This window comes from Pseudoalteromonas sp. H71 (assembly GCF_001468485.1).
Lineage (GTDB): Bacteria > Pseudomonadota > Gammaproteobacteria > Enterobacterales > Alteromonadaceae > Pseudoalteromonas.
Map to the genome: position 1 here is coordinate 125,229 of NZ_LODI01000002.1, position 23,974 is coordinate 149,202.

Consider the following 23,974-nt stretch of genomic DNA (forward strand, 5'->3'; position numbering starts at 1 on the left):
TATTTATGCATAGCTTTAATGGCTAGGTCAATCGTTGCGCATTCAGATTTTAGTCTTACCTTAAACACTTAGAATAAAGAACAGCAGGTAGCTCACCCTGTTCATCGGTATGTGTGTAGGTTTTAATAAACAACAGTCCAAGTTTTTCCATTACTTTTATAGAACCGATATTATCAGCCAGAGCACTGGCGCTAATTTTTTTTACACTAGGCTGTTTTGCTAACTCTCCACACAGTGCCTTAGCAGCTTCAGTAGCGTATCCATGTCCCCAACTAGCTTGTTTAAAGCGCCAACCAATTTCAATATCACTAAAGTTTGGTGAATCACTAAAAAAATCCATAGGCCTCAGTAGAATCCAGCCAATAAACATATTCGTGTCTTTAATTGTTATTGACCAAAGCCCCCACCCTGTTTGCTCATTTCGATAAGCAAGCATACGCGGTATACCTTCCTCTTTAATTTGCTCTTTTGAGGTAGGAACCCCGCGTGTTAAAAATTGCATAACGGCAGGGTCTTGATCAAGTTCATACAGTTGCCGCCAATCGTGTTCGTCCATTAATTTAAATTTTAACCGCTTTGTTACGGGGGCGTTCATTTTCATTAGTGTATAGTTCCTTTAAATCAATTATTAATCTCTTGAGGAGATAACACATGAACAAATTAGCAGGTTTAGCATTATTAGGCACTTTAATAACTTTAACGGGTTGTGAAGATGCCAAAGAAGTAAAAGAAGAAACAAAAGAAAAAACCGCTCAAATGCAAGAGCAATTGGGTGATGCATGGAATGAAGTAAAAGAAACAACAAACGATCTTAAAAATGATGAGTCACTAAACGAACTGCTGCAAGAAAGTAAAGCAATGGGCTTAGACATGTACGACGATGGTAAAGAAATTGCTATTGATGCATGGATAAAAAGTAAAGAAGCCGCAGGTGAATTAACAGAAAAAACGAAGCAAAAAGCGCAAGAAATTGCTGATGAAATTGAGCAAGCTCGTGAAGAACATAATAAGGGATAATAAATCTTGTAATAAAAAAAGGTAAGCCATTACGGCTTACCTTTTTTGTATCGTACATAACAACTGTGAGTAATTAAGCTTTATATTTGCTCATTACCAGAGTGGCGTTTGTACCACCAAAACCAAAGCTGTTAGACATTACTGTATTAAGCGCTACGTCTTTGCGTTCCGTCACAATATCTAAACCTTCAGCTTGCTCGTCTAATTCATCAACATTAATAGACGGCGCTACAAAGCCATGCTCAAGCATTAGCAAAGAGAAAATGGCTTCATGCACACCTGCAGCCCCTAATGCATGACCAGTCATTGCTTTTGTTGCACTGATCATTGGCGAGTTACCACCAAATACATCTTGAATTGCACCAAGCTCTTTGACATCACCCACCGGTGTTGATGTACCATGCGTGTTAAGATAATCAATGCTGTCTACATTTTGCATTGCTTGGCGCATGCAACGTGCAGCGCCCTCGCCCGAAGGTGCAACCATATCGTAACCGTCAGATGTAGCACCATACCCTACTATTTCAGCGTAAATATGTGCGCCACGTGCTAATGCATGCTCAAGCTCTTCCACAACCACAATGCCACCACCGCCAGAAATAACAAACCCATCGCGGTTAGCATCATAGGTGCGCGATGCTTTTTCTGGCGTTTCGTTGTATTTAGTTGACAGTGCACCCATTGCGTCAAATTCCATTGCAAGCGTCCAGTGAAGTTCTTCACCGCCACCAGCAAACACAACGTCTTGCTTACCCAGTTGAATTTGTTCAACCGCATTACCAATACAATGCGCCGACGTAGCACACGCAGAGCTAATTGAATAATTAACGCCTTTTATTTTAAAAGGGGTCGCTAAACATGCTGATGTTGTACTGGCCATAGTACGTGGCACCATATAAGGTCCTACGCGTTTTACGCCTTTTTCACGTAAAATATCAGCAGCTTCAACTTGCCATTTAGATGAACCACCACCAGAGCCAACAATAATACCCGTGCGCTCGTTTGACACTTGGTCTTCTGATAATCCAGAATCTTCAATTGCTTGCGTCATAGAAATGTAAGAGTACGCAGCTGCATCGCCCATAAAACGCATTGCTTTACGGTCAACGTGATCTTTAACATTTATGTCAATTTTACCCGATACGTTACTGCGTAAGTTATAGTCGGCAAACTCTTGGTTGAAAGCGATACCACTTTTACCTGTTTTTAATGACTCTAAAACTTCTTCTTTGTTGTTACCAATGCTTGATACAACACCGATACCGGTAATTACGGCTCTTCTCATGGGTGATTCCCTTAGCTTAATACTTAATTGCATTTTATTTTACGCGAATTTAATCTCTTAAGTGGTCAGCTTTCTAGCGTACACTTGTACTCTGAACTGCTAGCTTATAAATAACGCCAGACTATTACAAAGAAAACCCGTAAAATAATGAAAAATATACTCTATAAATTTGTTAATTATGATCAAAAACGCACATATACACTTTAACGATTTAGGTACACCGTTTGCTGATGACTTCGGTGATATTTATTTTTCGAATGACGATGGCCTTGCTGAATCGCATTATGTGTTTTATGAGCAAAATAATATAGACACTCGATTACAAACTCATGACCAATCCCATTTTGTAATAGCAGAAACAGGGTTTGGCACAGGGCTGAATTTCTTAAATACATGGCAACACTTTAACGATCATATTGCACGTCAACAATCACAAAATCAATTAGATAAAGGTGTTAAACGCCTTCACTTTATTTCGTTTGAAAAATATCCGTTAAAAGTCGACGATTTAAGCCAAGTACTTCAAGCATGGCCTACATTACAAAAATTAAGCAAAAAACTCGTTAACAGTTACCCTATCAACTTACAAGGATGCCACCGCCTTGAGTTTGACAGCGGGCGTGTTGTGCTTGATTTACATTTTGGTGATGCGCTGGCGTCTATTAATACAATGAGCTACCCACAAACAGGTGTTGTTGATGCGTGGTATCTGGATGGCTTTGCCCCAAGTAAAAACCCTGACATGTGGCAACAAAGCTTATTTAATGGCATGGCTAAGATTTCAAAAGCAAAAGCAACACTCGCTACATTTACCGCCGCAGGTTTTGTTCGCCGTGGCTTAATAGAAGCCGGGTTTAATACAATCAAAAGTAAAGGCTTTGGCAAAAAAAGAGACATGCTAATTGGCCAAATAAATGATGCAAATACAGCGCAATCTGCACCGCCTTACTTTAATCAAAATGCGAGCAAACTCGAAAAAATTGCTATTATTGGTGGCGGTATAGCAAGTAGTTGTATTTTATATAGCCTTGCTAAACGTGGTATTGCAGCTGAATTATTTTGCCAAGATCCACGTCCCGCTATGGGCGCATCTCATAATGTACAAGGCGCAGTGTATCCTCATTTGCAAGCCAAAAACTCACCACATAGTGAACTTTTTGCTCATAGTTTTTTATACGCAAAGCGTGTTTACCAACAACTGCTGGATGAAGGCTTTAGTTTTGATCATCAATGGTGTGGTGTTTTGCAACATGCAGTAAAAAAACCGCTGGCTGATAAACACAAAAACCTAGCTCATAAGCAACTTTGGCCAAAGCAACTTATGCAAAACGTAACCGCAGAGCAAGGCGATGAAATAGCCGGCGTTCAAACTGGTTACCCCGGTGTGTTTTTTGAACAAGGGGGTTGGGTTAATCCACCACAACTCGTTAATGCAATGCTAGCCGCAGCCAATAAACTAGCGCCTCACAACAGCCATTTTAATTGCAATATCATAAACCTAAAAAAAACAGAAAACGGCTGGTTTTTAACAAGCAATCACCAAAAGTTTGGCCCATTTAGCGATGTTATTATTTGCGCTGGTGAGCACAGCGACGCATTTGAGCAAACAAAAGCACTTCCTATTGTAGGTGTACGCGGGCAAGTGTCGCATGTGCAAGCAAGCCCTGAATCTCAAAAGCTTAAGACGGTGCTTTGCCATAAAGGCTACTTTACGCCAGCTTATTTAGACCACCACTGTATGGGTGCTACGTTTGATAAAAACAGTAAAAGCCGTCATGTTTCAGATGAAGATAACCAAACCAACCGTGATCAACTCATCAACTTTTACGAACATAGCGACTTTGCCACAACGTTAGGTAAAGTAAACTCGGCAAAAGCCGCTGTCCGATGCACATTCATCGATCACCTGCCAATGGCTGGGCAATGGTGTGAACAAAGCGATTATACTAACGCATTTGCAAATCTAAGGCTGGGGAAACGTTACCAATACTTGCCTCTGGCTAACCCTCAACAAGGACTGCATATTTTCACAGGTTTTGGAGCTCGCGCTTTATGCAGCGCACCACTGTGTGCCGAACACTTTATTAGCTGCTTAGCAAACGAGCCACGCCCTCTCAGCGAGCGAGTGAGCCAAGCAATACATCCTGCTCGTTTTATTGTAAGAGATTTAATCCGCAATAAAATATAAATGACAAAGCCCCTAATTTAGGTAAACTATTCTTAATAAAAGGAACTTATAGAGCCACAATGAAAAAATTAATTGTACTATCGCTGATATTGTTTACCTCGTTTAAAGCACTTAGCATAAATGTTATTAACATTGCCCTGCCTGATGAGTTTGTTACAACAATGGAAGTAACAGATGAATACCCACTTGTAAAAACAGGGTATTTAACGCAATCTATTTCGTCCATTACAGACTTTTATCAGCAACAGTTAGGTGAGCCATTAAGCGTAACCGGCAATAAAAATTACCGTACCCTTCATTACAATTACCAAACTCGTAAAGTGCGTATTAGCTTATACCACCGTAACTATGTGACCGAAGTGAGTATAATGATCGAATAAACGTTATAAAAAAACACCAATGTAGCCACTCATTTTCATACTCAGTTAAGGTGCTCGTTTTAAATTAAACGTTCTTTAAAATTAACCAATTAATATCTCTTTTTACCCTTTAAAAACAATTTTTGAGCCCAAGCTCTATTTGTAAGCAAACACATTTACTAACAAGTGAAAGGAGTTAATTATGAGTAAGACCTTAATTATTGGCGCAAGTGGTCAAATTGGTAAAATGACAACGGAGTTATTACTTAAGAACGAACAAAATGTTACCGCCCTTGTTCGTGATAAAACTAAACTAAGTGATTTAGAAAGCCCGTTTTTAAATATTGTAGAGCAGGACTTAGAAGGTGACTTTAGCGAAGCTGTAAAAGGTTGCGACCAAGTAATTTTTGCAGCGGGTTCTGGTGGAAGTACTGGGGATGATAAAACATTATTGATTGACTTATGGGCTGCTGTTAAAGCAGTAAATTATGCAAAAGATAATAAAGTTAAACACTTTATTATGGTCAGCTCAATCGGTGCAGACAACCCGGACGCAATAGAAAGCGATTTAAAACCTTACTTAGTTGCTAAACACATGGCCGACGAATACTTAACCAATAGCAGCTTAAATTACACCATTGTTCGCCCTGGTACGCTTACTGATGAAACAGCCTCAATGGAAGTGACAAAACAGCGCCCTGATGATCAAGACAAAGCCAAAATCAGTCGAGAAAATGTAGCCAATGCGCTACTGCATATTGCAACTAACTCATTTGAAAAAAGTCGTATTTTTGAGTTATTTGATGGTGATACAGCAATAAAATCTGCGGTTAAATAATTTAAGCGCTCCATTAACCTGAGCGTTAGTGGAGCAACACTTTCATCGATTACCAATCGATGAAACAGCAAACATTAAAACAAGGGCGTAATACTGAGCCTAATGGATCTAAAAAAGGAATAGGCAATAAGGCACCCATTTGCATGCAACAAACAATTACCCCATTACTTCGCAAAAACTTTAAACCCAAAGTAGTCACGATGAGATTCAGTAAACTAGACGACACAGCCCCAAGATTAGATCTAAGTGAGTGCCGCTCTAATAGTTAAATGTAAAATAATCCACGTTTCCTTCCCTACTTTGCAAATTTTCTTCTTATGAACCCACTTTTCTGTACTAATTTTAAGCACAGTAAATTATTAATGAAAAATCATTAGTGAGGATTATAGATAACCGTGCTCCAATCTGTTAAATTTATGTTATGTATCTAAAATAAAAACAAAGCTTCTTTCTGGGATGTTAATAAGGGAATTAATGTGAGCGCTACATTTAAAATTATTTTTAATGGCCGATTACACCAGCATGCCAATATTCCATTGGTACAAAAAGAACTAAGTCAGTTTTTAAATATTCCCCATGCTATTGCCATCAAATTATTTGACGGTAAACCCTACGCATTGAAAAAAGATCTAACGAGTATTGAAGCTGTTAAAGCCGAATCGTCACTTAAAAAAATGGGCTTAATAACACGAGTTGAACTGCATCAATCTACCTCTTTAACTGAAAAACAGTATCCTTTAGCGTTAAAAACACCAACAAATTACGATAATGCAAAAACACATAAAACGTCCAATTCAAAACGTATACTACTGCAAAAAAAAGCAATTTATGTAAGGGATATGATTACGCGTTACAAAAACTACCAAGTAAAGCTGCAGCGCGCGTCACTAAAAAGCCTGCTCTATTTTTGTTACGTATCCCTGTTAGTTGTGACAATTACGGGCCTTACCATTAGCTGTAATTTACTTTCAAACATTGTGAATGAATCGCAAAGTAACACTTTAGTTAACTTAACCTACCAAGATTACAAACAATACATAACTGACCAAAACGCAATTAACAATCAACAAAGCAATATTAATACCGATAATAATGCATCGCAAAACCAAGGTAGTGAGCAATTCAATCGGTTTGCCCTATTAATTAATAGTTATGCTGAAAATGTAAAACAGCCTAATGTGGAAAAAATGGGAGGAGAAAAATTAAACCTACGCCTGCAAGAAATAGACGAATTAGGTGAAAAAAATGTATTTTGGCTGCAACTCATTAATTTAGCAAAAAACTTAAATAACGACGCGCATGTAATGAGCACACTTAGTAATGCCGACCCAAACAAAGTTCAATGGATCAACGCCGTAGACTGGATCAGCCAGCGTTATATTAGGCAGCAACAAATCAGCAACTCTCTTCCTAAAGTTAATGAACCTAACAACGTTGTGCTTAATTTAACGCTATCAATTAGTGTTTTATCACTACTTCTATTAATGATCATTGTGATAAAAATGAAGCTACGTACAATTAGAGAAACCTAGTATTTTTTATTCATTACATAAAAAAACCCGCAGCCTGATTACTCAAGTTGCGGGTTTTTTAGGGTTTTTAAACAAACGAATTTAAAAACCATTATTGGTGGAGCTGGGGGAATCTTAATCGAAAACATAACCAAATGAAAATTAATGAATCCTAATTACACAAAACCACTCGTTGTTACTATTGTTGTGACTATTTGTTTTTGTGTGGGTTCAAATTCGCGTCTTGCAGCTGCACTTATCTAGATTAAGACACTTACTGAAACAAATATATGAATGAACTAACGTTTAACTTTTATTTATTCGTTTTTGAATTGCATCTAAAAAAGCAGCCGATACCCTATGATCTACTTTAAAAACTGAGTCACACTTTTTACCTGCAGCTTTAAACTCGACATCTTTAACAGCAAGCTCTTTTAACTTACCTAGGGAAATGTCTATAGCAAAATACTCATGGATGACAACATAGCTAACACCCATTGCAGAGTTAGAAACTACATTTCTATCTATTTTGTGTAATTTGTATTCGTTTCCTAATTCATCATAAGCAGCATCAATAAAGCACCAACCGTTTTGTGAAAACATTTTTCCATATACCTGTATAAAATCAGGACTTGTAGAGTTATCACGATAACTTGCCCTATAATTATACTGCGTTACGGGCTCGGTCATTCCTCCTTGATACACTTCTGTCTTTAACCAACCTTGAGACTTAAATTTATCATAGGAATAGGTAACACTTTTTGCAGCAGCTTCTTTACTGCCAACATTTAAATTGTAAGCGCAGGCACTTAGCAATAGAATAGGGTAAATTAGTAATATAGCTTTTAAGATTTTCATACAATTCCTTTTATTTAATATTTAATTAAAACCTAAACTTTTCTTGTCGCTTTCTGGCTTATCTAAGCCACTGTAACCAACACCTAACATTGTCTCCAAACCAAATGTAGTTGGTATCACCCCGACACTTACTGAGGTTTCATTATCTTTCCATACTAACGTAGTAGAAGCCATATTAGATGAAGCTACATTCGGCTTTTCAAAATCATATCCAAATAGGGTAGTTAGTTTATTTATCAAAGTACTATAACTGTCAACATCAAAAGTAACACCAACACCAATTAACCTCATTTCTGAATCAAACGAAAAGTGTAATCTTTGCTTGTTTCTATCAATATCAAAAACCTTACGCGAATCTTTTATCTCTAACCAAATGGTATCACTAATATTTTTTTTCTTCGCTTTTGGATATTTGGCTAAAACCGTTTCAAACGAATCCCCCCACTGAGTACCAAAAACACCATCGCCAAACAACTCCGTAATAGTTGCCGCTTTTGAAGGGGATAGAAATAATAAAAATATAACACTTAATAAGACTCTCATGGCTTTCCTTAATTTGAATCGTAGGGTAAGTTTGGACTTGAATAAACTTACCAAGCCAATAAGTTATGGTAACACTTATATATGAACTGCTTGCCAGTAAACAGGTAAACTAATGTAAGAGATCGGCTTCTTGACTAGAGGTAAAAAGCTTACATTACTTGAATCGTAATAATAGCTCTCTTTTTTAGGACTCAATAAACCCTTGCGCATATCTCTCCGTAAAAGCTTGAATAGGTGTATTTTCGTAAATAAAAGTCAAGTTTTATCAGGTTTTGTGGGGGGTATTTAGTACGCCCGTTCATGAAAATAGTTAAGTTATACTAAGTTTTAATAAGGTTTTGTGAGGTAGGTTATATCAAAATAAGCTATTAGGCTGCTCGTGACTTACGAAAACACCTATTTAATTTGCTTAGGCTTAACCCTACTAGATCCATGGTTTTTGGTTTGTGGTGGTTTGTAGCCCTTCCCTCTGGCTTTAGCAAGGTAAGACATACGCCATATAGCGCCTTGCTTTTTATCATGCTCATTTCGTTTAAATCTATAAAAACAATTTTCTGGTATCCATGGACGCACAGCCAGTGTATTTCCCATTTCTAAAATAAATTCATTTATCTTGCTTGGGTAGCTTACTTTGTTGGCATCAAGAATAACGACCACATGATAATGCTGCTTTTTCGCTCTTTCTTGCTCCCGTGTCCAATGGTAGCCAAAAATAGGCATTTTATACCTTTGCTTTATAAAGCCGCTCAAGCTTTCCATAACAGCAATAATAAAACGGTTATCATTTGTTTGATATGGAATACCAATATCAAATCGTAAAACTAAAACTTGGCTGTAGTGCGTTAAAACTGACTCGAGTTGATCTAACATGCTTTTCATTTGCACGGTGTATATGCCACTTTTTTTTACATGAACCTGCCACAAATTTTGACCGTGTTGTATCACTGGTGAATGACTCACATACTGATAATTAGCCATACCGACTCCTAAGCAAACTAATAGATAATATAAATATCCGATAAATTACAAAGCAATAATTAGAACGAGAAAACTCGCGTTACAGTTAAACGAAAAGCCTATAAAGTTAAGAGGCACTCACAATTAATTAAAATTTGAGTGTCGTAAACCTATTAATCAACACCGCTTATAACCGCGTTTTTTACAAACTATGCAAATTGACTTATGGATAGGGGTGTTTCGAGATAGTAACAACTAACATTTCTCTGTAATTTCATGGTGGGAAACAGTACAAATCTTATGTAAGATATCGGTTGCTGGTGGGGCAAAAGCACCACCAGCTTTACATACCTTTCGCTGATTTTGACTGCCATCTTAATCAGCTTTTTTTCTAATCATCATTACTGGCTTTGAGCTTTTCAGATAAAAACTTAACCCGACTAATAGCCCAACCCTCGCCCCGCTCTTTAATGTCTTTTATGTAGGCTTTGTCTTTGCTAGTTCGCCTTAACGCATACACATTACTTTGAACCTTTCTTCTTTGGTTCTCTCGGTCATTAAAAAAGTCGAAAATTTGCTGATATGTCATAAAGTGCCGCACATGATTTCCTCGTACTCTTTCACTTGTAAACTCTATGAAATAACTTGTTTTGAGTGCGCTGGATACTGCATCTTCTTTATCTATCTCTATATCTGCATAACCTCTACCAATAGGGCTAGAACTCATACCGTTAAGCCAAGCGAGTAAAAGCTTCCTATGCTCTACCTCCATGCTTAAAAGCTCTTTAAACGTATCAGGGGCTTTAATCTCTAATGACTCTAATGTGATGAGCGAGTGTATATCGTTAAAATTAATCATTAGCTGCCTCCAAGTGAGTGTATTGCGCAAGTAAGTTTTTGCGTTTGGTCACCAGTTCACTAACAAAATCTTTTATTTGCTGGTTACTGTAGCCTGCAATGGTTACTGCCAAGGTTGCATTAACCTCATGCTCATAGAATGCTACGGCTCTTAAACCTAATTTTATTGGGGGTGGTATTAGACCTGAATTAATTTTGTGCTGCAGTAGTGTCTTTCCACAAGCAAAGGTGTTTAGTAATTCGGACTTTCTAACAAGTTTTAAATTAGACATTTTATTGTTCCTTAAGAGTTGTTTAAACGTCATAAGGGAATTTAAGTCATTTGTACTTTGGGCATTGGCATATGAATATATTCATTTGCCAACTATTTAATCTTTTTTTTTAAAACCACTTTCTTACAGTATCTGCTTTATACTTGTTAATGATTTCATCAGCCTCATCTTGAGAAAATTTACTGCTGAAGTCGATAATTGCCAACTCTGCAGCGCGCATTTTTGAATGATTATTTTCATTTATAAGCTTTTTACCTATCTCAATAATTTCTTGTTTATGCGAAAGTGGCTTTGAGCCACCTGGGTTACACTTCAAAACTTGATTTTTAATACCATCAATTTGTAGTTGAGTGATTACCAAATCTAAGCTATCTGCGTAATAATCAAGTGAAGCACCTAATAACGAACTTTTAACTTCATTTAAAATATCAATTAGATCTAGCTCCTTCTTTTCTGAGTTCATATTTCTAAATCTTGCCTGTTTAGCTAGTAGTACCTCATAGGGGATCATATTATTTTCTGCATTGCAAAGTTGGTATTTTAAGATAGCTATTTCTTTATCTGACGCGGATAAGCTTTCATAATCACTTAAAAATTCTTCTTTATTTTTTTTAAAACTATCTCCGATACTCTCGCCTAACTTTATTTCTTCATCTGGATTAGTATCTTGAATCTCACCAAAAACAATATTATCGATTATCTCATCTCTTATTAAGCATTCAGCATCTGGATACTGTTCTTGTGGTTTAACTAGTAATTCTTTTAAAAAATCACTATGCTCTTTTAAGCGTTTTTTTCTTTCATCCTTATCCATTTAAACCACCTTCAAACCTTTAATACCAGCTAACGAACTACTGCCACTTGCCGCAATCTCAATATGTTCAGACCACCAGCACATCATGGTTTTTCTACGCTCAAAGTAATCAGTGCGGTTATATGCTCGCCTTACTTCATTTGTATCTACGTGTGCTAAAGCCGCCTCTATTACATCAGGATCAAACCCTTGTGCATTGAGCGTTGTACTAGCAAGCGAGCGTAAACCATGCGCTACCAGCTCGCCCTTAAATCCCATACGCTTTATTGCTGCGTTAGCTGTTTGCACGTTTGTGTGGCTGCGTGGGTCTCTATCTGCGGGAAATACATATTCTCGGTGTGCGCTTATTGGTTTCATTAATTCAAGTAAAGCAAGTGTTTGCGGGGTTAACGGTATACGTTGCTCTTTGCCCTTTTTCATTTGCTCGGCAGGTATAACCCACACACCAGCATTTAAGTCTATATCTTGCCATTTAGCCGTTGCAGCCTCATTAGGGCGCGTCATAGTGTGTAACTGCCATTCAATTAAACAACGTGTTGTAAGCTTAATACTGGCACGATTTAAAGCACTCATTAACTCTGGTAGCCTATCCGCTTCAATAGACGGCATAGCGCTTTTTTTAGGTGCTTGGAATGCTTGCCTTATATTCGCTAGTGGATTGGCTTCTATAAGCCCACAGTTAACCGCATGAACCATTACTTCGTTAATACGCTGGCATAGCCTTTTAACTGTCTCTAAGCTCCCCTTTGCCTCTACGGGGCGCACTAGCTCTATTACTTGAAAGGCTTTTAATTTGCTTATTGGTTCATCACCAAACGCAGGAAAGGCATGATTGTTTAAGAGGCTAAGTGCTGCTTCGGCTGTTTGTGGTTTTATTTCTGTTTTCTTTTTCTCAAACCACATCAAAGCAACGGCTTTAAATGTTTGTAGGTGTGTTTCTTGTGCTTGTTTTTCATCTAACTGGCGTTGGTGAATAGGGTCGATATTTTCAAGCACTAAGGCTTTATATTTTCTATGGCGCTCACGGGCTTTTGCAAGGCTTATGTCTGGGTATGAACCAAGCCCCATATTTTTGCGTTTTTTAGTAATAGGCGCTGTGTAGTTATAAAGCCAAAACTTACCACCACTGGGTTTTATCCGTAGTGTTAAGCCACCACCGTCCGTGAGGTTGTATTCTTTATCTTTTGGCTTAGCTGCGCTTATTTGTTTATCTATGAGTTTTTGAATAGCCATTTGTAACAACGATCCCTATGTAATATTCCAGTTGTTACGTTTAGTGTTACAACAAATCGCGGTTGTTACAAGTTTTAAACGGTCACTAATGGTTAAACTATAGGCATAAAAAAACCCGCAAGGCTCGAATTAACTAGCGTTGCGGGTCTTTTACGGTTCTTAGCAACGTATCTAAAAACCTTTATTGGTGGAGCTGGGGGGATTTGAACCCCCGTCCGAAAAGCCTCGACCGTCGGTACTACATGTTTAGTATTGTCATTTAATTAACCTTTAAATCCCGGACAAACACGGTAAGTAAAGGCGAGGCCGCTTAGTTTTAACGCTTCAACCCCGGCCAGGGTTTCCATCGCGATCAGGTGTTAGGGTGACACTCCAGAATCCAGTCCACAAGAATACATGGAAGGAGCGCTAGCCAGCCTAAGCTGCTAGAGAGTAGTTATCGTCGTTTGCGATTACTTTAGATTGCGGCTTTTTTACGAGGCAAACCGCACCTCGACATGCACCTTGGGCTTCTTGAATTCCGTCGAATCCTAATCAGCCCCTGAATTAGTAAACTCATTCAGAGCGTGCAGGCAGTATAACTGAGTAAAGTGATGATACTCAAGGCTTAATGACGCTTTATTTAATTCACCTATGTTAACTGCGTATTTAATGAACAAATTAACAATAATGTACTAGATACAGTAAACATTTACTTAACAATATGGTTAACCTGTGTTCAAATGAGGGATTAGCAAACTAGTGCTAAAGGTTTAGTTGTAACTGTAAAAGTTAAGAATAATAACAGGCATAAGAAGTAGGGAATTAAAAATGTCGGTTTTTTCATTAGATAAAAGTACAGGATGTGTGTCTTTAACTAAGCATCCTGTTGATAGTGGTTTTCCGGTCACAAGCACTCAACTAATTGAAATGTTTGAGCAATCTGAGTTTGGTGAATATGAGATCATTTCAGCCAATATCGGAAAACTTTTTGCGCCTACAAATAACCACAAAGAAGTGTCTTTAGTTGTCGCAAAAGCAGTGGATGCATCTATTGTAATTAATATTGATGAAAAAAACATGGTTGCAGAAGCAACAATAACAACCGCCAAAGGTGGTGCACTGCTTTCAATAGAAGATGCACAAGAGGCGTTGAACAAAGCGGGTGTAAAAAAAGGGATTAGTCCTCGCGCACTTGATAGCTTTTTGGGTCAACAATTTGAACAAGCTTCTGGGTCAACTTACAGCGCTATTGTTGCGCATGGTCGTAATCCAAAAGAAGGAAGCGATGCTAAATTTGTTCGCCTTTGTTCAACAGCACAAGATCGTATTTTAAGCCCTCAAGCTACTGCCGGTGGCAAAGTAGATATGAAAGATCTTGGTGCCATTATTACTGTTAAACCAGGCACACCTCTTATGCAACGTATTGCTGCCACAATGGGTGAAGACGGCTATACCGTGTTTGGCGATATAATTCCTGCAACGCCTGGTAAAGAGCTTGAGCTGCAACCTTTTGAAGGGACAAAAATAGACCCAACAAACCCCAATTTACTAATAGCAGACTGCAAAGGCGTACCTGTTGCGCTACCACGCGGGATGCGCGTTGACGACGTTTTATGTTTCGATAATGTCGATGTGAGCACCGGTCATGTTGATTTTGATGGCAGTGTAATTATCAGCGGTGACATAAAAGACGGTATGCGAGTAAAGGCAAAAGGTGATATTACTGTTTTAGGCTTTGTTGAATCGGCCATTGTTGAAAGCCAAAGTGCAGTTACAATTGTGCTAGGAGCTATAGGCCGTAACCGTGAAAACGAAGAAGCATTTACATGTAGCATTTCAGCTAAGCGCACAATTTCTATAGGTTATGCCCAATACTGTAATATTAAAACCGACCAAAACCTGTTTATTGAACGTCAAGTATTGCATTGTGATTTAACGGCTAAACGTTTAATTCGTGTTGGCAAGGCAGATAAGCCTCGTGGCAAAATTATAGGTGGTAATATATTTGATGCTATGCGTATTGAAACTGGCGAACTAGGTGCACCAGCCGGTACTAAAACGCGTGTATTTTTAGCTCAAAACTGGTTTGAACTGCGTGATAAGCAGAGCCAAATTAACGACTTTGAAAAAGTATTAAGCACTAAATTAGTGGATTTAAAAAATGCGCGAACTAAAGCAGAAAAAATCACGAACCCTGCTCAGCGTAAACAATTTACAGATAAAATCAGTGCTAACGAAAAGCAACTGAATGCTCGCTCTCGCAATGTTAAGCAGCAAAAAGCACTCGTAAAAAGAAAAATAGCCCAGCTATTAGCTTCTAGCCGCGTAAAAGTGAACGAATTAATGCACCCTGGTGTGGAGGTTAAAATAGCAAAAGAAACAAAACAGTTTTCGCGTATTTACCCCCCCCACTTCGTAAAACTATCTGAGGGTAAAATTACTCAGTCGTTTTAGATTCATTAGCTGCTTCATCTTCGTCACTATCATCAAGTGGTGCAAGCGGCCAACCGCCTAGCTCTTGCCAACGGTTTACGATTAAACAGTATAATTCAGCGGTGCGTTCTGTGTCGTAAAGTGCTGAGTGGGCTTGACTGTTATCAAATTCAATTCCAGCCGCACGACACGCTTTAGCTAATACTGTTTGGCCTAATGCAAGCCCTGCTAGCGTTGTTGTATCAAAACTTACAAATGGATGAAATGGGGTGCGTTTTATACTATTGCGTTCAATAGCTGCATTTAAAAATCCGTGATCAAAGGCTGCGTTATGCGCCACAATAACAGAACGTTGACATCCGGCTGCCTTTTGCGCTTTGCGCACTACCTTACAAATCTCTTTAATGGCATCCTCTTCTTTTACTGCTCCTCTTAACGGTGAAAATGGATCAATTCCATTAAATTCGATTGCCGCTTGCTCAATATTAGCACCTTCAAACGGCTCAACATGAAAATGCACTGTTTGATCTATGCTCAACAAGCCATTGTCATCCATTTTTAATACAGAGACTGCAATTTCAAGTAATGCATCTGTTTCTTTATTAAAACCTGCGGTTTCAACATCAATAACAACAGGAAAAAAGCCACGAAAGCGTTTCGCGAAAAGAGTTTGCTCAGTATTTGCCATAGTCTTCTTGGTTTGTAGGTATAAGCCTTCTATTATGTCAAAAGTATAGGGCTTTCGGCTAGAGGCATTAACTATTATTTACGCCTATAATAATAGGCATATAACTTGCTTTAGAATGACGCTAGCAAAGTGTACATTGCACTTTAATAAAGTAGTACTGAACAATGCCAAATTTTTGGCGTGTAGGGTTACGGAGAGTTTTATGAAGTTTAAATTATTATTGATGAGCGCCAGTATTAGCTCTGTGCTATTAAGCGCAAGTTCAACTGCAGCCATGCGTAATTACTCTGCTAATCAAGACAGTTCAAGCTGGGAAGTCGTTAGAACAACACGCTTACAGTGCCAATTAAATCATGAGGTTCCTTACTACGGGGAAGCTATTTTTAAAGCCACTGCCAGCAAAAATAAAAACCTAACTTTTAATTTAGATATGGTTGTGCGCCCAGATAACTACTCTATTGCTGGACTTAAAGCAGTTCCGCCTTCATGGCGTTCTGGGCTACCAGCCCGAGATATTGCCAATATGAAACTACTAAAAAAGTTTAATGGCGAGCTAGGCAATCAAACAGCTTGGGAAATGCTCACTGAGCTTGAAAAAGGATTTTACCCCACTTTTTACTATCAAGACTGGCAAAATAGTGCCGATAAAATTGCCGTTGGTATTTCAAGCGTTAATTTTAAGCAAGCTTATTGGGCTTTTTTACAATGTCGTGACGAACTACTGCCTTACAGCTTTGAAGATATTTCGTTTACAGTAATGAACTATCAATCTAACAGCAGTAAGCTCACTAAATCATCTCAGCAACGCCTTGACAAAATTGCTGAATATTTAAAAAACGATTCAACCATCGAATCAATTAGTATCGATTCTTATACCGACAGCTACGGCGGTCGTTGGAACAATTTAGACCTATCGCGTAAACGCGCTAAAGCAATAAAAGACTACATGGTTAGCCTAGGGGTAGATGAAAATAAAGTCAAAACAACGGGGTTTGGTGAAAAGCGCTTTGTAGACACCAACGATAATATTTTAGGTCGCGATAAAAACCGCCGTTTGGTAATTCAAATAGCTAAAATGTAGGAGCGTCTACTCAGCCCACCAGGTTACAAACCTCACGCTGTAATTTAATCGCTCCTAGATATTGAACAAATTTCTAGCCACAAAGTTCAACACGCACTGGTGCTAACGCTTTGCTTTTAAATATTTATCGCCAAATTGAAAAAAGCCTAAACTAATAACAATGATAACCGCGCCAGTTATTAGCTCTATACTCAGTGGCTCATTGTTAAGCCACGCACCTAGTCCAATAGCAAAACTTGGAGTAATAAGTGTGGTTAACGCAACGGTACTTGCATTTAAATTTTGTAAAACATGAAAATATGCTAATGCCCCTATTAACGAACCAAATATTCCTAAATAACCAATTGCCCAAAGCGACCTTACATTCCAGTTTTGTATATTAAGCTCACCATCAAGCAACCACCATGCAATAAAAAATAGTGGCGTTACAAACACAAGTGCACCAAATGTTGTGGCCATAGGGTTAATTGCAATTTTTACTCGCTTTATCATCACACCGCTTAAGCTAAAAAAACACACAGCCATAAATACATATACAAGCCCGAGTCCCTGAGTTTGTGAATTTTGTACTTGGTTGTAGCTTACAAAATAAAGGCCAACTAAAGCGCTTGCTAAAGCAATGAGCTTTATTGGGCTAAATTTAGGCTCATTTAATAGCTGCTGAGCAAGCAACCCCGATAAAATAGGAGCCAACCCAAACATGAGTGAAATAATGCCAGAAGGCACTGTTTTAGCCGCCATATAACTCAATAGCATGCCACCAAAAATACCAATACTTGAGTAAGAATATAGTAAACACGCCGACTTATTCCATGGCACTCTTACATTAGTGACGGCTACGACAAGCGCCCCCATAAATAGCCCCACCAGCATACGCATTAACACCGCTAATGAGGGCGAAACACTTTCACTACTCCACACAATACCCAGCGGTGTGGTCGACCATATAAGAACCATAAAAAAATAAGAAACTTTAACTGGCACGTGCCATTCCTTTGTAAGTTAAAAATAAGGCGAATTGAGCTTAGGAAGTAAAAACCAGCTTAACGCATTAATAAATGAGTTACAGGCAAAGCTAAATAGCTTTTGTTAAAACTCGCTAAAAGCACTTAACTGTCAGCTTAATCTTAAAATATAAGCGCCTAAGAACTGGTCATAGGATTATACGCTGTAAAGGGTTTATGAATAGGCGTTTAATCATATTAAAAATTAAAAAACGTGTAAATATACAGCTGTAAATTGTAAGTTACATTTTATTTAATGCCATTTAGAACAAAACTATTTGAGTTTTACTGAAGTAGTTATATCGTGCGTGTAAATTAATAATAATTAAGGTAATTAAGTGCTCAAAAATAAAACAATAGGCAGCATGTTAATCGTAGCTGGTACCACAATTGGTGCTGGCATGCTTGCTTTACCTATCGCCTCTGCTGGTTTAGGTTTTATGACTGCACTTGCACTTATTGTTGCAAGCTGGGTATTAATGACTTACACCGCTTTACTGATGTTAGAGCTACATCAATTTGCCCCACGTGATGCCACGTTGAATACACTTGCTAAACGCTGGCTTGGGAAGCGCGGTCAATACATTGCCAATTTTTCTATGGTGTTTTTATTTTATGCTTTATGCGCAGCGTATATTGCAGGCGGTGGTGCACAGCTTCAAGAACGAATTAATCTTGGATTTGATTTAGACATGGCTCCCCAATTTGGGTCTGTCATATTAGCGGTCATTATTGCAAGCGTAGTTACACTGGGAACAAGCAAAGTAGATAAATTCAATAGAGTGCTGTTTACAATTAAAGTGATTGTTTTAGCCAGCTTATTTTATATGCTTACACCTTATGTACAAGCCAAGCATTTACTCGAAATGCCAGTACAACAAGGATTAATATTATCCGCGATCCCTGTCGTCTTTACCTCTTTTGGATTTCATGGCTCTATTCCATCAATCGTGAAATACGTAGGCCTTGACGTAAAAACGCTTCGTAAAGTGATGATTGCAGGCGCGGCACTTCCTTTAGTAATTTATATTTTTTGGCAATTATTAAGCCAAGGTATTATGAGCCAAAGCGATTTACTTAATAGCGAAGGTTTGAGCGGGTTTGTAGCCAGTGTTGCAAGCATTGCACATAATTCAAACGTGTCGGTAGCGGTAAAGTTATTTGCCGATTTAGCACTAGCAACTTCATTTTTAGGTGTAAGCTTGGGTTTATTTGACTTTTTTGCCGATACATTCAAGCAAGTCGATAACAACGTAGGCCGAATTAAAACCGCGATTGTTACGTTTATACCGCCTTTGGGGTTTGCCCTTTTTTACCCGCAAGGGTTTATTATGGCTCTAGGTTACGCTGCTATAGCTTTAGTTATATTAGCTGTATTTTTACCTGTTGCTATGGTTTATAAGCAACGAGGTTCAGCAAGCACTGTCACTGGTTATAAAGTACAAAGTGGTAGTATTGGGCTATTAATTGCAGGGTTATGTGGCGTGCTAATAATTGCTGCGCAATTTATGCAAATGGCGGGGTTTATACCCGCAATTGGTTAAACCGTACTTTTGTAACAACAAAATTTAGTTAATAAAAAACCGCATACCATTATTAATGGAGTGCGGTTTTTTTATATTAACTACGCTTATTTACAAACGTCAGCCACTGCATTTGCAAAGTAATCAAGGTTTGCTTTGCTAACACCCGCTACATTTACGCGGCTTGAGCCAACAATGTATATACCATATTCTTTTTGTAATCGCTCAATTTGCTCTTTATTAATACCCAAGAACGAAAACATACCGTGTTGACGTTCAATAAACGAAAAATCTTGCGCTATGTCTTTTGATGCTAGACTTTCTTTAATTAAACTACGAAGGCCATTAATACGTGTACGCATTTCATCAAGTTCAGCATGCCACATTTGCGTAAGCTCTGTACTGCTTAGAATAGTGTTAACAATATCAGCGCCATGTGCCGGAGGCATTGAGTAAATACTACGTACCACACTTAACATTACTGAGTTAGACACATCAGCTGTTGCACTGTCTTTTGCGATTAATGAACATGCACCTATACGCTCACGATATAAACCAAAGTTTTTAGAGCACGATGAGCAAATAATTAACTCTTCAACGGCATCAGCTAAAATACGAAGTCCGCGTGCATCTTCTTCTAGTGAAGAGCCAAAGCCTTGGTAAGCTATATCTACTAATGGTGTAAAGCCAACTTCTTTAGAAAGCTCTGCAACGGTTTTCCACTGCTCTTCGTTTAAATCCATACCACTTGGGTTATGACAACATGCATGTAACAGCACTACATCACCCTTTGGTACTTGCTTAAGGGTATTGATCATTTCATCAAATAACAGGTCTTTATTTTCGTAGTCGTAGTACGGGTATTCTTTGACGGTTAAACCTGCCGCTTCAAATAAACTAATGTGGTTTGCCCAAGTCGGCGTTGTAACCCATACGGTTGCATCTGTATTACAGCGTTTAATAAACTCAGCAGCAACACGAAGTGCGCCTGTACCACCTGGTGCTTGTGCAGTACGAACACGATTTGCTAATAATGCTTGGTGCTCACCAAGTAATAGCTGTTCCATTTTTTGACAGTAATCTAAGTTACCTGCTAAACCAATATAAGATTTGCTTGTTTCATTTTCCAAACGGAACGCTTCTGCTTTTTTTACTGCATTTAGTACAGGTGTATTGCCGTGCTCATCTTTGTAAACACCCACACCTAAATCAATTTTATTAGGGTTTGTGTCTTGTTTGTAGGCCGCCATAAGGCCAAGGATCGGATCAGTTGGTAATGGTTTTAATACTGAGAACATGGGCTATCTCTTATCTATATTTATGGGTTAGCAATTAAGCTTAGCTTAACATAAAAGCACATCACGTTGACTAGTGTTATTTACACTAGTGAATGAGGAATTTTAATACAACATGCAATTAAAATGGCCAGTGCTTTTTCATCAAAAAAATCATTATTAAATGCTTCCGCATCAATAATACCTACGCAATCATTTTGAGCATTAAACAAAGGCAAACACACTTCAGATTTAACTTTAGGGTCACAGGTATAATATTCTCCACCTTGTGCCAAGTATTGCTCTACATTATTAATAATGCGGCCTTTTTGAGATAAAGCCACTTGAACGTTATTGCTTCCTGCAGCAAAGGCTTGTGTAAGCGGAAATAAAGGACGGCTAGGCACGCCATGATAAGCAAGCTTTAATAGTTGTTTACCTTCGTTAGTGTTTGTTGATTGATAAATACCATACCAGTCAACACCCGTTTGCGAGTGTACATAGTTAACAATACTTTGCAGCTGTGCTAGCTTGTCGTTGGTATTGCTATCGTTATTTATGAAATCAGCAAGGTTGAAAGGCTCATCTTGCAAGTAACCAAATAAGCTACATGCTCCGCCTTCGCCTAATTCAGGTATTTGATACTGCCAACGAGTTTCTGGCAAAGATGTATGCGCAAGATAATTCTCGAGCTTTTCAAGCTCGGCTGAAATTAAGTTTGCATCGACGCTTAACTGCGCTTGCGTTAAATAAGAAGAAATCATTTGGCCATCCATACATCTAAAGTTTCGAGGATAATAGCATGGATATTTTCGCAGAGCTAGATCAACTTATAGCACATTTCAACTTGGTTACCGCTTGCGTTGTAAGTCACTTTTTCTGCTATTTCTTCAAGCAATGACAGGCCCCGACCAAATTCATTATTAGCACTCATTACATCATTTGACTGACTACTAAACCCCCGACCCGAATCACAAATCATAAAATGGAGGCTAAGTGTATCTGGGCAATAACGTATATCAATGATGATCATGGCATCTTTTAGCTCACTAATTGCCTTTTCACGCATTTCATAAAATTTAAAAAAACCGTCTTCCTGAAGTTTAATCGCAGAGTCTAATCCTAAAACACCATGATCAAGTGAGTTATTGTAAGCTTCAGAAAGGAGTAAAAATATGTTTGAGCGGTGATCATTTAATCCTTCAATACGACTAAGAATATTTACAATGTCGTAGACGGGATCAGTTTGTTTAATTTGTTTTGAATTTAGGCTCAATGACAAATTAAAAGCAAGCGTTGAGAAAGGTTCTCTGGGCTTTTCTTCCATCGGCAAAGGCAAGCAGTTTAGAAGCACAATGCTTACATCATCTTGTTGCTGTAAGCCCTGTGCAAAATCGCTGACATGAGCAATTATATCCTCACAGGTGATCATAGGCTTACTTTGCAGGGTGGCTATAAAGCGGTCTTCGGCAAAAAAATCATCTTGTTTATTTGTCGTTTCTATTATGCCGTCGGTAGCAAGCACTAAACGCGTATCACTATTTACTTCAAAATGTATTAAGTCGTACTCAAATTCATGTTTGTCTAATATGCCCAGTGCCATATGCTGAGACTCTAGCGTTTTTTTTATATTGCCTTCGCTATCAATCAAATATGCATCAGGTAAGCCACCAAGCCACGCTGATATACTTTTTCCAGATGCACTGAGCTCTACAATAGTCGCCGCACAAAACATGTGCCCTGGTAGCAGGTTATATAGAAGCGTATTTAATTCAAAAGCAATATCATTAACGGCCTTGCCTTTATTTACCATTGTATAAAATGCACGAGATACAGGAAGTGCACCAATAGCAGCTGCTAGACCATGCCCGGTAAAATCGCCCAGCATACAATACAAGTTACCTATTGGACTTTGCGCAACTAAAAACATGTCGCCGTTAAACATAGAAGCGGGAGACAAATTAAAGTCGAGGTGCTGCTTAAAACCATCTTGATTTTCGAGCGAATTATTAAAAATATGCTCAACAATTTCGTGTTCACGCTCAATTTGATTATGGTGATATTCGAGAAGTTGCTTTTGCTGATTCGCTTTTTTACTTAATTCTCGGGTTCTTCTATGCGCTTTAATTTTTGCGTTAAGGATTACTTTATCAAATGGTTTATGAATAAAGTCATCCCCACCAACCTCCAAACATTTTTCAAAACTTGCTTTGTCATCTAAAGAAGTAATAAAAATAATAGGTAAATAAACGTCACTGTGATTATTTTTTATTATTTTGGCGGTCTCAAAACCGTCCATAACTGGCATAATTACATCGAGTAACACAATGTCTATGGCTTCATGCTCAAGGACTTTAATTGCTTCTTGGCCGTTGAAGGCCATCGATACTTGATAACCTTCATCATTGAGCATTTGACTTAATAAAATACGGTTTAATGCCTGATCATCGACAATAAGAACATGTGCTGCCATTAGCTAATGTCAAATTTCTTATCGAAGCGCGATATTTGTAGTATTTTTTTAAGCTGTGGCTGGCAATTAGTAATTTCAAACACAGCCACTTTATCTTCTAATGTTTTTTTCATATTTAAAAGCATACCCAGGGCAGAACTATCCATGTAGTCAGTTTCTCTTAAATCAACAATAACTTTATTAGTACCATTGTCTATTTGTGCATAGGCTTGGCGAAAAGACTGAACTAAATTAAAGTCAAACTTTCCCTTTATTTGTATTGTTAGCGCTTTTCCATCAGCTGATGTACGAGTAGTTAAATTCATTGATTTCTCCGTTAAATGTATCTTTGACTAAATATAACCTGTTAAAACTATTTAGCAAAAAGAAAAACACACAACAGCAAATTTGCTATCATTTACGCCATTATTTAATACATTTTGACTGAATAAGGTAAACCATGACAGATAGTCACTTAGTATATTCAACAAGCACTGGACGCATTGACCAGCCAAAACCAGAAAAAGAGCTTGATATTAAGCTCTTCAAAGATGGTTTTGTGCGTATTGAGCGTCAAACAAAAGGCCGTAAAGGAAAAGGCGTAATGCTTGTAGTTGGCATAGACCCAAAAGAACATGACTTAAAAAAGTTAGCTAAAACAATAAAAAGTAAAATGGGCCAAGGCGGCGCTGTAAAAGAAGGTATTATTGAAGTTCAAGGTGATGACCGAGATAAATTAAAAGCGATTTTAGAAGGCTTAAAATTTAAAGTGAAAATTGCGGGTGGTTAACCCGCAATTATAAA

General features: G+C 38.1%; 24 protein-coding genes and 1 other RNA gene. 9 read left to right on the plus strand and 16 right to left on the minus strand.

The genetic code is table 11. The annotated features are described in order from the left end of the window. Positions 1-55 precede the first annotated feature (55 nt). The gene (locus ATS71_RS02735; RefSeq protein WP_058403434.1) at positions 56-601 is read right to left on the minus strand and encodes a GNAT family N-acetyltransferase; all 546 of its coding nucleotides are present in this window, start codon (positions 599-601) and stop codon (positions 56-58) included. 50 nt (positions 602-651) lie between these two features. Between ATS71_RS02735 and ATS71_RS02740 the strand changes: the two genes are divergently transcribed. Then, complete coding sequence (locus tag ATS71_RS02740) at positions 652-1,017, plus strand: hypothetical protein (RefSeq protein ID WP_058403435.1); 366 nt, start codon at positions 652-654, stop codon at positions 1,015-1,017. 73 nt (positions 1,018-1,090) lie between these two features. Here ATS71_RS02740 and fabB read toward each other — a convergent pair whose 3' ends face one another. Next, positions 1,091-2,302, minus strand: coding sequence for a beta-ketoacyl-ACP synthase I (fabB, locus tag ATS71_RS02745; RefSeq protein ID WP_058403436.1), 1,212 nt, complete (start codon positions 2,300-2,302; stop codon positions 1,091-1,093). Positions 2,303-2,480: 178 nt separating this feature from the next. On the opposite strand from fabB, the gene mnmC reads away from it, so the two are divergent. From mnmC to ATS71_RS02770, 4 genes are all read left to right on the plus strand, one after another. Continuing rightward, complete coding sequence (gene mnmC / locus ATS71_RS02750; protein ID WP_058403437.1) at positions 2,481-4,490, plus strand: bifunctional tRNA (5-methylaminomethyl-2-thiouridine)(34)-methyltransferase MnmD/FAD-dependent 5-carboxymethylaminomethyl-2-thiouridine(34) oxidoreductase MnmC; 2,010 nt, start codon at positions 2,481-2,483, stop codon at positions 4,488-4,490. Positions 4,491-4,549: 59 nt separating this feature from the next. Then, positions 4,550-4,870, plus strand: a complete 321-nt coding sequence (locus tag ATS71_RS02755) for a hypothetical protein (RefSeq protein ID WP_058403438.1) — start codon at positions 4,550-4,552, stop codon at positions 4,868-4,870. Positions 4,871-5,051: 181 nt separating this feature from the next. Continuing rightward, positions 5,052-5,687, plus strand: a complete 636-nt coding sequence (locus tag ATS71_RS02760) for an SDR family oxidoreductase (RefSeq protein WP_058403439.1) — start codon at positions 5,052-5,054, stop codon at positions 5,685-5,687. A gap of 476 nt (positions 5,688-6,163) precedes the next feature. Beyond that, positions 6,164-7,219: a hypothetical protein gene (locus ATS71_RS02770; RefSeq protein ID WP_058403441.1), complete on the plus strand. Its 1,056-nt coding sequence runs from the start codon at positions 6,164-6,166 to the stop codon at positions 7,217-7,219. Between the two features lie 285 nt (positions 7,220-7,504). Here the strand turns inward: ATS71_RS02770 and ATS71_RS02775 are convergent, their stop codons facing one another. The 8 genes from ATS71_RS02775 to ssrA all read right to left on the minus strand — a co-directional run bounded on the left by ATS71_RS02775 (position 7,505) and on the right by ssrA (position 13,275). Next, positions 7,505-8,056 (minus strand): hypothetical protein, encoded by a 552-nt coding sequence (locus ATS71_RS02775; protein ID WP_058403442.1) that lies wholly within the window; start codon positions 8,054-8,056, stop codon positions 7,505-7,507. Positions 8,057-8,077: 21 nt separating this feature from the next. Then, on the minus strand, positions 8,078-8,599 hold the full coding sequence (locus tag ATS71_RS02780; RefSeq protein WP_058403443.1) for a hypothetical protein: 522 nt from the start codon (positions 8,597-8,599) through the stop codon (positions 8,078-8,080). Between the two features lie 396 nt (positions 8,600-8,995). Beyond that, positions 8,996-9,577, minus strand: a complete 582-nt coding sequence (locus tag ATS71_RS02785) for a YagK/YfjJ domain-containing protein (RefSeq protein ID WP_058403444.1) — start codon at positions 9,575-9,577, stop codon at positions 8,996-8,998. Positions 9,578-9,947: 370 nt separating this feature from the next. Next, positions 9,948-10,415 (minus strand): hypothetical protein, encoded by a 468-nt coding sequence (locus ATS71_RS02790; protein WP_058403445.1) that lies wholly within the window; start codon positions 10,413-10,415, stop codon positions 9,948-9,950. Continuing rightward, positions 10,408-10,686 (minus strand): helix-turn-helix transcriptional regulator, encoded by a 279-nt coding sequence (locus ATS71_RS02795; protein ID WP_058403446.1) that lies wholly within the window; start codon positions 10,684-10,686, stop codon positions 10,408-10,410. Before ATS71_RS02795 ends, ATS71_RS02790 begins: the two co-directional genes overlap by 8 nt. A gap of 109 nt (positions 10,687-10,795) precedes the next feature. Further along, on the minus strand, positions 10,796-11,500 hold the full coding sequence (locus ATS71_RS02800; RefSeq protein ID WP_058403447.1) for a hypothetical protein: 705 nt from the start codon (positions 11,498-11,500) through the stop codon (positions 10,796-10,798). After that, positions 11,501-12,733, minus strand: a complete 1,233-nt coding sequence (locus tag ATS71_RS02805; RefSeq protein ID WP_058403448.1) for an integrase domain-containing protein — start codon at positions 12,731-12,733, stop codon at positions 11,501-11,503. 185 nt (positions 12,734-12,918) lie between these two features. After that, positions 12,919-13,275, minus strand: a transfer-messenger RNA (tmRNA) gene (gene ssrA, locus ATS71_RS18365). Between the two features lie 268 nt (positions 13,276-13,543). On the opposite strand from ssrA, the gene ATS71_RS02810 reads away from it, so the two are divergent. Further along, entirely contained in the window at positions 13,544-15,169 is a 1,626-nt protein-coding gene (locus tag ATS71_RS02810; protein WP_058403449.1) for a DUF342 domain-containing protein, read from the plus strand. Here the strand turns inward: ATS71_RS02810 and rnt are convergent. Further along, positions 15,153-15,836 (minus strand): ribonuclease T, encoded by a 684-nt coding sequence (gene rnt / locus ATS71_RS02815; RefSeq protein ID WP_058403450.1) that lies wholly within the window; start codon positions 15,834-15,836, stop codon positions 15,153-15,155. The genes ATS71_RS02810 and rnt overlap by 17 nt on opposite strands. Before the next feature lie 202 nt (positions 15,837-16,038). Here rnt and ATS71_RS02820 point away from each other — a divergent pair, with 202 nt between their 5' ends. Beyond that, a complete protein-coding gene (locus tag ATS71_RS02820; RefSeq protein ID WP_058403451.1) occupies positions 16,039-16,917 on the plus strand; it encodes a flagellar protein MotY in 879 nt (292 codons plus the stop codon). A 102-nt stretch (positions 16,918-17,019) separates the two neighbouring features. On the opposite strand, the gene ATS71_RS02825 is transcribed toward ATS71_RS02820, so the two are convergent. Beyond that, positions 17,020-17,901 (minus strand): DMT family transporter, encoded by an 882-nt coding sequence (locus tag ATS71_RS02825; RefSeq protein WP_058403452.1) that lies wholly within the window; start codon positions 17,899-17,901, stop codon positions 17,020-17,022. A gap of 358 nt (positions 17,902-18,259) precedes the next feature. Between ATS71_RS02825 and ATS71_RS02830 the strand changes: the two genes are divergently transcribed. Continuing rightward, complete coding sequence (locus ATS71_RS02830; protein WP_082653580.1) at positions 18,260-19,465, plus strand: aromatic amino acid transport family protein; 1,206 nt, start codon at positions 18,260-18,262, stop codon at positions 19,463-19,465. Positions 19,466-19,551: 86 nt separating this feature from the next. Here the strand turns inward: ATS71_RS02830 and ATS71_RS02835 are convergent, their stop codons facing one another. The 4 genes from ATS71_RS02835 to ATS71_RS02850 form a co-directional block, all read right to left on the minus strand. Beyond that, positions 19,552-20,742: an amino acid aminotransferase gene (locus tag ATS71_RS02835; RefSeq protein ID WP_058403453.1), complete on the minus strand. Its 1,191-nt coding sequence runs from the start codon at positions 20,740-20,742 to the stop codon at positions 19,552-19,554. A gap of 80 nt (positions 20,743-20,822) precedes the next feature. After that, positions 20,823-21,482, minus strand: a complete 660-nt coding sequence (locus ATS71_RS02840) for a GAF domain-containing protein (protein WP_058403454.1) — start codon at positions 21,480-21,482, stop codon at positions 20,823-20,825. Between the two features lie 56 nt (positions 21,483-21,538). Continuing rightward, positions 21,539-23,191, minus strand: a complete 1,653-nt coding sequence (locus ATS71_RS02845) for a SpoIIE family protein phosphatase (protein ID WP_058403455.1) — start codon at positions 23,189-23,191, stop codon at positions 21,539-21,541. Beyond that, entirely contained in the window at positions 23,191-23,496 is a 306-nt protein-coding gene (locus tag ATS71_RS02850; protein WP_058403456.1) for an STAS domain-containing protein, read from the minus strand. Before ATS71_RS02850 ends, ATS71_RS02845 begins: the two co-directional genes overlap by 1 nt. Positions 23,497-23,630: 134 nt before the next feature. Between ATS71_RS02850 and ATS71_RS02855 the strand changes: the two genes are divergently transcribed. Then, positions 23,631-23,960: a translation initiation factor gene (locus ATS71_RS02855; protein ID WP_058403457.1), complete on the plus strand. Its 330-nt coding sequence runs from the start codon at positions 23,631-23,633 to the stop codon at positions 23,958-23,960. Positions 23,961-23,974: the final 14 nt, after the last annotated feature.